The organism is Flavobacterium caseinilyticum (assembly GCF_004349085.1).
Lineage (GTDB): Bacteria > Bacteroidota > Bacteroidia > Flavobacteriales > Flavobacteriaceae > Flavobacterium > Flavobacterium caseinilyticum.
In genome coordinates, this window is the sequence record NZ_SMFM01000002.1 from 622,850 (window position 1) to 636,706 (window position 13,857).

General features: G+C 35.0%; 11 protein-coding genes. 9 read left to right on the top strand and 2 right to left on the bottom strand.

The genetic code is table 11. The features are described from left to right. The first annotated feature begins 4 nt into the window (after window positions 1–4). Window positions 5–1,261 carry an RsmB/NOP family class I SAM-dependent RNA methyltransferase gene (locus tag E0F89_RS07405; protein WP_131909170.1) on the top strand — a complete coding sequence of 419 codons (1,257 nt, stop codon included), beginning with the start codon at window positions 5–7 and terminating at the stop codon, window positions 1,259–1,261. Between the two features lie 130 nt (window positions 1,262–1,391). On the opposite strand, the gene rho is transcribed toward E0F89_RS07405, so the two are convergent. Next, a complete protein-coding gene (gene rho / locus E0F89_RS07410; protein WP_131909171.1) occupies window positions 1,392–3,167 on the bottom strand; it encodes a transcription termination factor Rho in 1,776 nt (591 codons plus the stop codon). A 182-nt stretch (window positions 3,168–3,349) separates the two neighbouring features. Here rho and E0F89_RS07415 point away from each other — a divergent pair, with 182 nt between their 5' ends. From E0F89_RS07415 to E0F89_RS07425, 3 genes are all read left to right on the top strand, one after another. Then, entirely contained in the window at window positions 3,350–3,763 is a 414-nt protein-coding gene (locus E0F89_RS07415) for a DUF4293 domain-containing protein (RefSeq protein ID WP_131909172.1), read from the top strand. Window positions 3,764–3,918: 155 nt separating this feature from the next. Then, window positions 3,919–4,581, top strand: coding sequence for a response regulator (locus E0F89_RS07420; RefSeq protein WP_131909173.1), 663 nt, complete (start codon window positions 3,919–3,921; stop codon window positions 4,579–4,581). A 118-nt stretch (window positions 4,582–4,699) separates the two neighbouring features. Beyond that, a complete protein-coding gene (locus tag E0F89_RS07425) occupies window positions 4,700–6,391 on the top strand; it encodes a tetratricopeptide repeat-containing sensor histidine kinase (protein WP_131909174.1) in 1,692 nt (563 codons plus the stop codon). A 9-nt stretch (window positions 6,392–6,400) separates the two neighbouring features. Here the strand turns inward: E0F89_RS07425 and E0F89_RS07430 are convergent, their stop codons facing one another. Then, window positions 6,401–6,898 (bottom strand): metallophosphoesterase family protein, encoded by a 498-nt coding sequence (locus E0F89_RS07430; RefSeq protein WP_131909175.1) that lies wholly within the window; start codon window positions 6,896–6,898, stop codon window positions 6,401–6,403. A 223-nt stretch (window positions 6,899–7,121) separates the two neighbouring features. Between E0F89_RS07430 and truA the strand changes: the two genes are divergently transcribed. The 5 genes from truA (at window position 7,122) to E0F89_RS07455 (ending at window position 13,854) form a co-directional block, all read left to right on the top strand. Continuing rightward, window positions 7,122–7,862 (top strand): tRNA pseudouridine(38-40) synthase TruA, encoded by a 741-nt coding sequence (truA, locus tag E0F89_RS07435; protein WP_131909176.1) that lies wholly within the window; start codon window positions 7,122–7,124, stop codon window positions 7,860–7,862. A 157-nt stretch (window positions 7,863–8,019) separates the two neighbouring features. After that, window positions 8,020–9,774 (top strand): ABC transporter ATP-binding protein, encoded by a 1,755-nt coding sequence (locus E0F89_RS07440; protein ID WP_131909177.1) that lies wholly within the window; start codon window positions 8,020–8,022, stop codon window positions 9,772–9,774. A 445-nt stretch (window positions 9,775–10,219) separates the two neighbouring features. Beyond that, window positions 10,220–11,608, top strand: coding sequence for a dihydrolipoyl dehydrogenase (lpdA, locus tag E0F89_RS07445; RefSeq protein WP_131909178.1), 1,389 nt, complete (start codon window positions 10,220–10,222; stop codon window positions 11,606–11,608). 339 nt (window positions 11,609–11,947) lie between these two features. Further along, window positions 11,948–12,733, top strand: coding sequence for a hypothetical protein (locus E0F89_RS07450; protein ID WP_131909179.1), 786 nt, complete (start codon window positions 11,948–11,950; stop codon window positions 12,731–12,733). Window positions 12,734–13,017: 284 nt separating this feature from the next. Then, window positions 13,018–13,854 (top strand): serine O-acetyltransferase, encoded by an 837-nt coding sequence (locus tag E0F89_RS07455; protein ID WP_207915790.1) that lies wholly within the window; start codon window positions 13,018–13,020, stop codon window positions 13,852–13,854. The last annotated feature ends 3 nt before the right edge of the window (window positions 13,855–13,857 follow it).

Consider the following 13,857-nt stretch of genomic DNA (forward strand, 5'->3'; position numbering starts at 1 on the left):
CAAAATGAGATTACACAGAAATTTAGTTTATACAACAATAGACGCATTGAACGCCATTTTCAACGAGGGCGAATATGCAGATAAAGTGGTCGCAAGATCCTTAAAAAAAGACAAGCGTTGGGGAAGCTCTGACAGAAAGTTTGTTGCCGAAACCATCTACGAAATTGTACGTTGGAAAAGATTATACGCAGAAATAGCCGAAGTTAAAGAACCATTTGACAGAGACAATCTTTGGAGAATGTTTTCTGTTTGGGCAGTATTAAGAGGATATCCAATTCCGGATTGGCGTCAGCTGGAAGGAACTCCGGAACGAAAAATAAAAGGGCGTTTTGACGAACTTTCAAAAGTAAGAGCTTTAAAAGAATCTATTCCGGACTGGATGGATGAATTAGGAGTTAAAGAATTAGGCGAAAAAGTTTGGGCTACTGAAATTACAGCTCAAAATCAACCAGCTAAAGTAATTTTGAGGGTAAATACTCTAAAGACAACGAGAGAAGCATTGCGTGCTATTTTGATGGATTTAAACATTGAAACAGAAACGCTGAAAAATCAGCCTGACGCTTTAGTGTTAAAAGAAAGAGCTAATGTTTTCCTGACTGATGCTTTCAAACAAGGTTTCTTTGAAGTTCAGGATGCCAATTCACAACTAGTTGCTGCTTTTCTTGATGTTAAACCGGGAATGCGTGTGGTTGATACTTGTGCCGGCGCTGGTGGAAAAACATTGCACATTGCATCTTTAATGGAAAACAAAGGACAATTAATTGCGATGGATTTGTATGAAAGCAAATTGAAGCAATTAAAAATCAGAGCCAAAAGAGACGGTGCTTTTAATATTGAATACCGCATTATTGACTCTACAAAAATCATCAAAAAATTACACGAAAAAGCGGATCGTGTTTTAATTGACGCACCTTGTAGCGGTTTAGGAGTTTTGAAAAGAAATCCGGACGCTAAATGGAAATTGAAACCCGAATTCATCGACAACATCCGTAAAGTGCAATCGGAAGTTTTAGAGAGTTATTCTAAAATTGTAAAACCGGGAGGGAAATTAGTCTACGCTACTTGTTCTATATTACCATCCGAAAATCAGGAACAAGTTCAACGTTTTTTGACAACCGAAATTGGTAAACAATTCAATTTTATAAAAGACCAAAAAATCTTGGCTTCGGAATCTGGTTTTGACGGATTCTACATGGCTTTGTTAGAACGAAAAGAAAGCTCAGAACAGAAAGAAAAAAGAGTACAAAAAGAAGTAGAATAAAAAACAGATTTTAGACTCCAGAATTCACAAAAAAGTCCTCGAAATTCGAGGACTTTTTTGTGAATTTATTTTTTCAGCTTAATCTTTTTTCAACTTTAAACATTAAACTAAAAAAATTTTAAACTTTCTTTTAATCATTCATTGAGATTAAAAACTCTTCATTATTCTTCGTTTTCTTGAAACGATCATTGATGAAATCCATCGCTTCCACCGGATTCATATCCGAAAGGTATTTTCTCATAATCCACATGCGTTGCAATGTTTTTTGATCCAATAACATATCGTCGCGTCTTGTACTTGAAGAAGTCAAATCGATAGCCGGGAAAATACGTTTGTTAGCAATTTTTCTGTCCAATTGCAATTCCATATTACCGGTTCCTTTAAATTCTTCAAAGATAACTTCATCCATTTTCGAACCCGTTTCAGTCAATGCAGTTGCAATAATACTTAACGAACCACCATTTTCTACGTTACGAGCAGCTCCAAAAAAACGTTTTGGTTTTTGCAATGCATTCGCATCCACACCACCACTCAATACTTTACCTGAAGCAGGCTGAACTGTATTATATGCTCTGGCCAAACGCGTAATGGAATCCAACAGAATCACGACATCGTGACCACATTCTACCAATCGTTTTGCTTTTTCCAGAACGATATTTGCAATTTTGACATGCTCTTGCGGTTCTCTGTCAAAAGTGGAAGCAATTACTTCTCCACGCACACTGCGCTGCATGTCTGTAACTTCTTCCGGGCGTTCGTCAATCAATAAAACGATTAAATATACTTCAGGATGATTTGCCGCAATAGCATTGGCAATTTCCTTAAGTAACATCGTTTTACCCGTTTTAGGCTGCGCCACAATCATTCCACGCTGTCCTTTACCTATTGGTGAAAACAAATCGATGATTCTCGTTGAAATCGTACTTTGCTTTTCGGCCAATTTAAATTTTTCTGATGGAAAAACAGGAGTCAAATGTTCGAATGAAACTCTATCACGAACTACTTGCGGATCGTGTCCGTTTATTTTTAAAACGCGTACTAATGGAAAAAATTTCTCTCCTTCTTTTGGTGGACGAACCACACCTTTTACCGTGTCTCCGGTTTTAAGACCGAATAATCTGATTTGAGAAGTAGATAAATAAATATCATCTGGCGAAGCCAAATAGTTGTAATCCGAAGAACGCAGGAAACCATAACCATCAGGCATCATTTCCAGAACGCCTTCACTTTCTATAATTCCGTCAAATTCAAAATCAGAAGCAGCAAAATTACTTTTCTTATTTTTGAAATTCGGATTTTGATTCCCGTTTCCATTTCCGTTTTGATTTGGATTTTGATTGGGATTCTGCTTATGTAATTGATTTGGATTTATTTTTTTTACAGGAATCTGTTCTTCAACTTTTTCTTCTAATGAGGTTTCTTGTACAGAATCATTCTCATTTTGGGTTTCTTTCACTTCTTCCTTGTCTTTTTTCAAGGCAATTTTTTTCTCGTAAGCTGATTTATTAAACTTAATCACCTTACCCACTTTTTTTTCGCTAAGTCCAGATTCTTGAATTAAAGCTGCTTCTTGTTCTTTTGGCATTTCTTCATCAGAAGAAATATTTTGAACAGGAACGCTGGTTTCTGTTACTGTTTCTTCGGTTTCAGAAACGGAATTTTTTACCGCTTTTTGAATAGCTGATTTTTTTACAGGTAAAATTCTAGCTCTTTTAGGTTTATCGTCTTCAAGAATACCTTCCGTTTTGGAATCTGGTGCAGCGTCAACAGTAGCCACTTGATGATCCAAAATCTGACCGATTAAAGTATCTTTTTTTACACCGTTAAATTTTATGGTTTTAGCTGCTTTAGCTATTTCTTGAAGCTCAGAAAGCTTCATTTCTTTTAATGCAGAAATATCAAACATGAATGTTCTATGAGTTTAATTAATTTTTGGAAATAATGTAAAAGATAGGTAGTGAACTTAAAATTGAATCAACCGCAGTATGAAGTGCTTACGGAATTATGATGCAATAATACGAATAAAATTTAATCAGACAATAGTATTTTTAAAAAAGAAAATATATTTTTGTAAAACATATTTAACAAATGATACAAAGAATTCAGACTATTTATTTATTGCTTGCTTTTGTAGTGACAGGCATTTTACTATTTTTTATTCCATTATGGACAATGAGCGATGGTAAGGAGTATTATTTCATGCAAAGTCAAGTGTATACGATATTATTAGGATTGAGTACGACGTTGAGTTTATTTAGTGTAGTTTCCTATAAAAAAAGACAAAATCAGTTTGTTATTGGCAGACTGAATATCATATTAAATTTGATTTTATTAGGATTGTTTGTATATCGTTCACTAAATCTATCTGGAGAAACACCTGCTGTTTCGGAGAAAGGTATTGGGATGTTTCTACCTGTAGTTGCTATCGTGTTATTAGTCTTGGCTAATAAGGCTATCAAAAAGGATGAAGATCTTGTAAAATCTGTGGACAGATTGAGGTAAACCTATAATATTTAGTTTATTAGTGCGAAGGAAACCCGAATGTAACAATTCGGGTTTTTTTGTGTCATTTATTTTTTTAATCTAAAACAGAATAAAAATCTTATAAAAGGCTATTCTCCTGTTTTTTTTTATAAATTTGGATATAACAATTTTATATGACTAAAAAATTACTTATTCATCTAGCTGATGACCATCAGATCCTTATCGATGGAATCAGGACTTTATTACATACAATCCCGGATTTTCAAGTTGTTGGTTTTTCGCTAACTGGCAAAAACCTTTTCAATGAAGTGATTCTTAATAAATCAGATATTCTTATTCTGGATCTAAATATGCCCGAAAAGGACGGGATCGAAGTCTTAAAAGAGTTTGCTGAAAAAGGATTCCCATGCAAAATTATTGTTTTGTCGAGTCACGATGATTTAAGAATAATAAAAGAAGTGATGAAATTAGGCAGCAGCGGTTATTTGACAAAAAAGTGTGCCGGCGAAAATATAGTTGAAGCAATTCATGCGGTTCACCGCGGGGAAGAATATTTTTGTAAAGCTGTTCGGGAGAAAATATTTACCACTGTAACTAAGGATAATCCACGATTAAACAAATCTGATCTCACAGGAAACTTAACATTGACGGAAAGAGAATTAGAAATTATCACTTTGATTTCACTTGAGTTCAGTGGTAAAGAAATCAGTGATCAACTTTTTATTAGTGTGAATACGGTGGAAACGCATCGAAAAAACATAATGAAAAAATTGGATGCCAAAAACTCCATAAGTCTCGTCAAATATGCCATTAAACACAAATTGATTAAATCCTGAAGCGGATTTCACTTGCACAATTAAAGATTCTTTTTGCTATACTATACAAGTTTTTACAGATTCAAAAATCAAATTAATTTATAATTAAATGCATCCAATAGATTAAAATAAAATATTTATGTTGGTAAAACACCTTCTTATCATTCTGCTTTTAGTATTGAATTTTGCCACTTTAACAGTCTTGGCGCAAAGCAATATTCCTTCCAAAAGTAAAGTTACGGCAATTGCCAAAGAAGCTAATGAGTTAATGAAAGTAGGCAATCATGAGCAATCACTTATAAAATCAAGATTAGCGTTAAGTCAGGCTATCCTTTTAAAAGACGATAATCTCATTGCCGGTTTGTACAATACCATTGCTGCAAATTTTGATCAGTTATCTGAAAATGACAAAGCTTCTTATTATTACCACAAAGGTTTGACCTATGCCAACAAAACCAACAATGACATTTTAAAAAACTGGCTAAATAATAATTTAGGAAACATTTATTGTTTTGACAAAAAGCAATATAAAAAAGGAATTGAACACTACAAAAAATCGTTGCAGTATAGCAGTAAAATAAAAGATTCAGTGCAAATACTTTTTACCAAACTCAATTTGACTTGGGCATATTTTGATATTGGCCGTTATAACGAAGGACTACCGTATCTAAAATACATTAACAAACACCATAAAAAACATGGCGACAGCTCTACCATTGTTGCACTAAACATGCTTAACGGGATGTATTATAATTATAAAAATGATACTAAAAAAGCACAATTCTTTTTCCTAAACGCTATTAAACTGGGAAATGAAGGAAATGAAAAATCAGACTTATCCTACTCACATCATGAGTTTTCTAAGTTTTTATTAAAAAACGGCGATTATAAAAACGCTTATAAAAACCTCGAACTTTTCAATACCATTACAGAGAAACTAAACAACGAAGAGAAACTCCAAAAAGCAAATGTTGCTGGTATTAATCTTCAAATTGATGAATACAAAAGAGAAATCGATAAAATAGAAAGCGAATTCAAAACCAAAGAATATCTGCTATTGCAGGAGCAATCCAAAAATAAAAAAATTGTCGTTGTATTGATCTCAATTTTGGTATTATTGTTCTTTATTTTTTACTTTTATTCTCAAAACGCGCAACTAAAACATAAAAATAAACTCAAAGACCTTCGAAGCAAAGTCCAGGAAAACATGATTAATGCATCGATAAACGGGCAGGAATTAGAACGAAAAAAAATCGCTTCTTTTTTGCACGATAATATTAGCGCTTTACTTTCTTCGGCAGGATTGCATCTTCAGGCCTACACTTCCCAAAATCAGTCTTCCTCGCAAGAAATTGTAAAAACCAAGGCAATTCTGGAACAAGCTCACGATCAAGTCCGCGATTTATCACACGAACTGATGCCTTCCCTTCTAGCCCGTTTTGGCTTATTTGACGCTTTGGAGGATTTATGCCAAAAAAATTCCAACTCCATTCTTCACATGGAATACTCCAGTACGCTAAATCGCACAACGCGTTATGACGAAGATTTCGAAATGAAAATTTATTTCATCATTATGGAACTCCTGAACAATATCATAAAACACAGTCAGGCGCAGCAGGCAAGATTAAGCATCCATGAAAACAGCAAATATCTGGATATTACTATTACGGACAACGGAAAGGGATTTGATTCCAATAGATTTCATGTTTTAGAAGGTTTTGGTATTAACCAAATTAAAGCCCGAATTAATAATCTAAAAGGAACTGTTGCTATAAATTCCAAGCTTGATTCTGGAACAGCCATTAAAATAAATGTTCCTATTACCTATTAGAAAAAATAATCAGACCCGTTTTTCAATCTCTATTATTTCCATATCCTTGATTTTATCCCCTTCAATCACAAATCGCAACATGGTGCGTACCTGATGAAAACCACTTTTTCCGGCTGCTCCGGGATTCATGTGCAATAAATTATGTTTCTTATCGAATATCACTTTCAGGATGTGCGAATGTCCACAAATAAATAATTTTGGCGGATTCAATTGCATCTCTGCTTTGATATTCGGATTATATTTTCCCGGATAACCGCCAATATGCGTAATCCAGACATCGACACCTTCACACTTAAATCGGTTGTGCAACGGAAATTCCATTCGCGCCTTGGCATCGTCAATATTCCCATACACACAACGCAACGGTTTTAGCTTTTTTATCGCATCAGTCACAGCCAAATCACCAATATCACCGGCATGCCAAACCTCGTCAGCTTGAGCTACATATTTCAAAATCGTATCATCAATATGACTGTGCGTATCAGAAAGCAAAAGTATTTTTTTCAAAGTATTTTTTTTAGGAGCAATTTCCTGCTATCCGTTACAATCTTTATTGTTTAAAAAAAAAACAATAAAGGATTTTCACTTTTATCAGGGCTAGAATTTTGTGGTAAAAATAAACATTCACATTCCAAATAAAAAATCAATTTGAAACTTACCAAACTTTGCACCTGTGCGACTTCGTGGCAAAAAAATTAATAAGTATCTTTGTGGCTTCAAAAAAATTTACTTGAGATATTTCATCAAATTAGCATATAACGGAACGCATTATCACGGCTGGCAATACCAACCCAATGCTGCTTCTGTTCAGGAAACGATGAACAAAGCGTTTTCGGTGGTGTTGAATACGACCATCAGTCTCATGGGAGCCGGAAGAACGGATACTGGTGTTCATGCCAAAGAGATGTACGCTCATTTTGATTTTGAAACCCCATTTGATATTCCAAGTTTAGTACACAAACTCAACTCCTACTTGCCCAAAGACATTGTTATTTATGACATTATTCCGGTTCATGATGAAGCGCACTCTCGTTTTGACGCGACAAAAAGAACCTACGAATACCACATCAATACGTTCAAAGATGTTTTTTCGCAAGAGCAAAGTTGGTATTTCCATCAAAAGTTAGATGTCGATTTAATGAATCAAGCGGCGCAAATACTTTTCGATCAGACTGATTTTCAATGTTTTTCGAAAGTAAATACGGATGTGAATACTTTTGATTGTACAATTTTTGAAGCCTGTTGGAACCACGAAAATGGCAACCTGATTTTCACCATTTCGGCCAATCGTTTCTTACGGAATATGGTACGTGCCATTGTCGGAACATTAATCAATATAGGGTTACACAAGATTACACTGGCTGATTTTACTGCCATCATAGAAAGTAAAAACCGAGATAAAGCTGGTTTTTCGGTTCCGGCGCATGGTTTGTATTTAACCAAAATAGAGTACGATTACATTACGCAATAGCCCTGATTACTTCGCTAGACTTTTATTTTCATAGGAGTTCAGTGAATGTAAACATTTGAAGTGAAGATCCTTTTATGTTTTTGCTGCCAAAAACATAAAAAATTGCAACGAATAGCAGGACTAAGCTCCTGAAAACAGTCAGGATAAAATACACAATATGAAAGCAAAAGCATTTGATACCAGATTATTCAAACGAATATTAAAATTTACCAAACCCTATCAATGGCGTTTTAATGGTGTGATTATCTTCGCCATTTCGCTATCGGTATTTGCGGCATTACGACCGTATTTATTAAAACAAACCGTTGATGGTTACATTGCAACGCAAGACAAGCAGGGATTATTGCTGTATGTAATCCTGATGGGAATCGTTCTTTTGTTTGAAGTGTTTTCTCAGTTTTACTTTGTGTATTGGGCAAATTGGCTCGGCCAGGATATTGTAAAAGACATTCGGACGAAACTATTTCAACACATTTTGAGTTTCCGAATGAAATATTTTGACCACGTTCCTGTGGGCCAACTCGTGACTCGCTCGGTTTCAGATATTGAGTCCATCGCTCGAATTTTTAGTCAGGGATTATTCATGATTATCAGTGATTTGATGAAAATGGTTGTGGTGCTGGCTTTTATGTTTTATATGAACTGGAAACTAACTTGGATTGTCATTGTGGCAATGCCAATTTTAGTCTTTGTGACCCGAATATTTCAAAAGAAAATGCAAGTCGCTTTTGAAGAAGTGCGCACTCAAATTGCCAATATGAACTCCTTTGTGCAGGAACGCGTAACGGGAATGAAGATTGTTCAACTCTTTAATCGTGAAAAAATTGAATACGAAAAATTCAAAAGTATCAATGATAAGCACAAAAAAGCCTGGATCAAAACCATTCTTTATAACTCCATCTTCTTCCCAATTGCAGATATTATTTCGTCTTTAACGCTTGGTTTCATTGTGTTGTATGGCGGAATCAAAATATTAAACGGAGATAACTTTACCACTTTTGGAGATTTATTTTCGTACACGATGTTCATCGGAATGTTATTCAATCCGTTGCGTCAAATTGCGGATAAATTCAATGAGATGCAACTGGGAATGATTGCGGCGAACCGTGTTTTTGATATCTTGGATACCGAAGATCAAATTCAGGATACAGGAATTATCGAAGCACCAATTTTTAAGGGAGATATAGAATTTAAAAAAGTCCGTTTTGGGTATATTCCGGATGAAGAAGTGATAAAAGGAATTGATTTGGAGGTGACTGCTGGTCAGACAATTGCAATTGTTGGTTCTACAGGCGCAGGAAAATCGACGATTATCAATCTACTGAATCGTTTTTACGAAATCAACAGTGGTTCTATTTACATCGATAATCACAATATTGAGAATTACACCTTGGGCTCTTTGCGTCAACAAATTGCAGTTGTATTGCAGGATGTTTTCCTTTTTGCCGATACGATTTTCAATAATATCACCTTGAATAATCCTGAAACAAGTCGGGAACAAGTTTTAGCTGCAGCCAAAAAAATCGGCGTACATGAATTCATCATGAGTTTACCGGATAATTATGACTTTGATGTGAAGGAACGTGGCGTTATGCTTTCGTCAGGTCAGCGCCAACTGATTGCTTTCTTGAGAGCGTATGTGAGCAATCCAAGTATTTTGATTTTGGACGAGGCAACGTCTTCGATCGATACCTACTCGGAAGAATTGATTCAGCGTGCTACGGAAACAATTACCAAAGGCCGAACTTCAATTGTGATTGCGCATCGTTTGGCAACGATTGTCAATGCTGATAAAATTGTAGTGATGGACAAAGGACTTATTGTAGAACAAGGAACACATCAGGAATTAATCAACCGCGACAATGGGTATTACAGAAATTTATATGATTCCCAGTTTTCGGTAGCGAATTAGTTTTTTTGCTGAAAAGCAACAGAGGGACAAAGAATAAAGAATAAAAGATAAAGCCTCAAAAGTTTTAAATTAAAAAATCAGCGTAAATCCGTTGAATCCGTGTCAGCTGTCTGCCATTTTTTTAACAATGAGACTTAGAGAGAAAGAGAAGAATCCGTTGAATCTGTTTCCCATCTTTTCAACAATGAGAATAAAAGAATTAAGAGTAAAAATTAATTTAATTTGTGTGCTTTAAATTTCACTTTACTTTTTGTAGAGATGCAGCAGTTAAAAAACAGAGGTGTTTTTTTGAAAATTGGTTAGTTTGCGACTTTATTACTTTGAAACTTTCTCAAAACAGAATAAATCATTAAATTCGCCCATTCAATTAAATACAAAAAAAACATAAAATGAAATGAGTTTTTACAAATTCATTTTGTACAAATAACAAATAAACAAGCATAAAATGAAATACGATATTATAGTTTTAGGAAGTGGTCCAGGAGGTTATGTTACAGCGATTAGAGCATCACAATTAGGCTTTAAAGTAGCCGTAATAGAAAAAGAAAGCTTAGGCGGTGTATGTTTGAACTGGGGTTGTATCCCAACAAAAGCGTTACTAAAATCAGCGCAGGTTTTTGATTATTTAAAACATGCTTCGGATTATGGACTGACTGTTTCATCATTTGACAAAGACTTCTCCGCTGTTGTACAGCGCAGCCGTTCTGTAGCGGACGGAATGAGCAAAGGGGTTCAATTCTTGATGAAAAAAAACAAAATTGACGTGATTGATGGTTTTGGAAAACTAAAACCAGGAAAGAAGGTTGATGTTACTGACAAAGAAAATAAAGTTACTGAATACAGTGCAGATCATATCATCATTGCCACTGGAGCACGCTCCCGTGAGCTGCCAAACTTGCCTCAAGATGGTGTAAAAGTGATTGGATATAGACTGGCAATGACATTAGCAACACAACCTAAATCAATGATAATTGTTGGTTCTGGAGCTATTGGGATTGAATTTGCACACTTTTACAACTCCATGGGAACTGAAGTTACCATCGTAGAATTTATGCCAAATGTAGTTCCTGTTGAAGACGAAGATATTTCAAAACAAATGGAACGTTCTTTGAAAAAAGCAGGTATCAAGATTATGACCAACTCTTCAGTAGAAAGAATAGATACTTCTGGAGCAGGTGTTAAAGCATTTGTCAAAACAACAAAAGGAGAAGAAGTTTTGGAAGCGGAGATTTTACTTTCAGCGGTTGGAATCAAAACCAATATTGAAAATATAGGACTAGAAGAAGTAGGAATTGCTACCGATAAAGATAAAATTTTGGTAAATGCTTACAATCAAACTAACATTCCGGGTTATTACGCCATTGGCGATGTTACGCCAGGACAAGCATTAGCTCACGTAGCTTCGGCGGAAGGAATCAACTGTGTGGAGAAAATTGCAGGACTTCACGTAGATCCTATAGATTACGGAAACGTACCGGGTTGTACTTATGCAACTCCAGAAATTGCTTCTGTAGGATTGACTGAAAAGCAAGCTAAAGAAAAAGGATACGAATTGAAAATCGGTAAATTCCCCTTCTCAGCTTCAGGAAAAGCAAAAGCATCTGGAACACCGGATGGTTTTGTAAAAGTAATTTTTGATGCTAAATACGGAGAATGGTTAGGATGTCACATGATCGGAGCCGGAGTTACTGATATGATTGCTGAGGCAGTTGTAGCACGTAAACTGGAAACTACAGGACACGAAATCCTGAAATCAATTCACCCACACCCAACGATGAGCGAAGCCGTTATGGAAGCGGTTGCGGATGCATATGGCGAGGTAATACACTTGTAAATTTAACGGTAGAGACGCACTGCAGTGCGTCTCTACAGAATAATATAAATCCGATTTGTGAAAGCAAATCGGATTTTTTTATGGGCTTAGTCAAGATTCACCGCCTTTAAAACTATAATCTTCAACTTCACTCCAATAAAAAAGCAAATTGCGCTGCTTCAACTGCCTTATCCTCTTGACCATAAATTAGTTTGTAACTAATTTAACTAAGAATTATGAAACTTTTACACAGAATTACGTAACAAAAATTTTACTCTGTTTTGCGAAATTTGAATTAATAAAAATAGTTACAGTAAACAGAATCAATTTTCTTTTTATAATTATTTAAATATATGTCTTATGAAAAATATGTATCTAAATACCGGAACAATAAATGAAGTTTTTAGTGGACTGGAAACTTCTTTTAATGGCGTTTTAAATTCAAGTGATAACGAATTTAAACTAGCGCTAAATACCGATTTGATTAAGGCAAATATTGAAGCGGTAACCTTTATAAACGGTATTACTTCTATTCAGGTAAACCTGATGTTTTCTGATGATGTAACACTAAGTATGGAATCTTTAAGCGCAACGTCAATTGTATTTGCGTATTGTACTGAGGGATCTTTTAAACACAGCTTTGGCATATCTGGACACCAATCAACCCTCAGAAAACATCTTTCAACTGTTGTAACCAGCAAAAGAAGTATAAATACCATATTACATTTTAAAAAAGATACGGCCGTTCAATTTTCGATTATAAAAGTCGAAACTGCAAACTTATCAAATACTATTAATGATCCTTTAATTTCGAATTTAAAGAAAACCTTTTTAGACAAACAACCAAATTATAGCTATCAAGGCATTCAAAATATGAGAATCGCAGAAAAGCTCCAGCAGCTTATTGCTGTTAGCGAGCACGGAATGGTTGGGCATATCATGAAAAAAGAGATTATTCAATCCATTATAGCTATGGAGGTTGATGACAATACGGATACTATTATTAGAATGTCACGTGCAATCAAACGTTCGACTTTACATAAAATCAATGAATTAAAAAAGATATCCGGTTTGATTAAACAGTATACTTTTGACGCTGTATACAGCAAAGTTATTAATTCAAAAAACAGAATTTTCATCAAGTAATTGTTCGCAAAATCTTTTTATCAAACTTCAAAACTCTTGAAACCAGTTACCATTTCAAAAAAAAATTTAATAATTCATTTTTGATATTGTAAATATTTAATCCGATTGACGAAAGCAAATCGGATTTTTTTATAACACCAATTACAACACAAATCATCCATTTTGTGCGAATTTAACATATTAACATTTATTTAGACAGCAGGGTTATGAAGCTATTCAATTCTGCTCTATATTTGTATAACGAGCCATTTTACTCGTATAATTCTGATTTTATTCCTTTATAAATGAACACTGCAACCAACCATTTTTCGAATACACTGCATGAAAGCCAAAATAAAAATTGGGTAAGAGCCATCGATTCTTCTAAGATTATTACTTGGATTGATGATTTATTCAAAATATTATTCCCCGAAAAAGCTCTGGAAACCATCCAGATAGAAATGCTCTTGGACCAAAATAAAGCCGATTTTATCACGATTTTATCTGAAATTGTAAAAGACAAAACGTCCAATGAAATTCTGGATGACGCCGAAGCTTTTTATACCGGACTTCCGGAATTGTACAATTCGATGCAAAAAGATGCACAAGCCATTCTGGATACGGATCCCGCTGCTGATTGTATCGAGGAAATCATCAACTCCTATCCCGGTTTTTTTGCCATTGAGGTCTACCGTATTGCTAATGCGATTGCTACCCGAACCGCTTGTCTGCTGCCGCGAATTCTAACCGAATATGCACACAGCAAAACAGGAATCGACATTCACCCCAGCGCTACTATTGACGTTCCTTTTATGATTGATCATGGAACCGGAATTGTCATTGGCGAAACCACAATCATAGGGAAATATGTCAGTATCTATCAAGGAGTGACTTTGGGAGCGTTGCAAGTTGAGAAAAGCATGCAGGAAAAAAAACGACATCCTACCGTAGAAGATCATGTTATTATTTATGCCAATGCCACTATTTTAGGCGGAAGCACCATCATAGGAAATCACAGTATTGTAGGTGGAAACACGTTTATTACCAAGAGTGTAAATCCCTATTCGTTTGTTATGCAATCCAATAAAAACACGGTTTTGAACCAGCAGGAAATAAAAGATATTAATTTTTTCTCTATATAAATA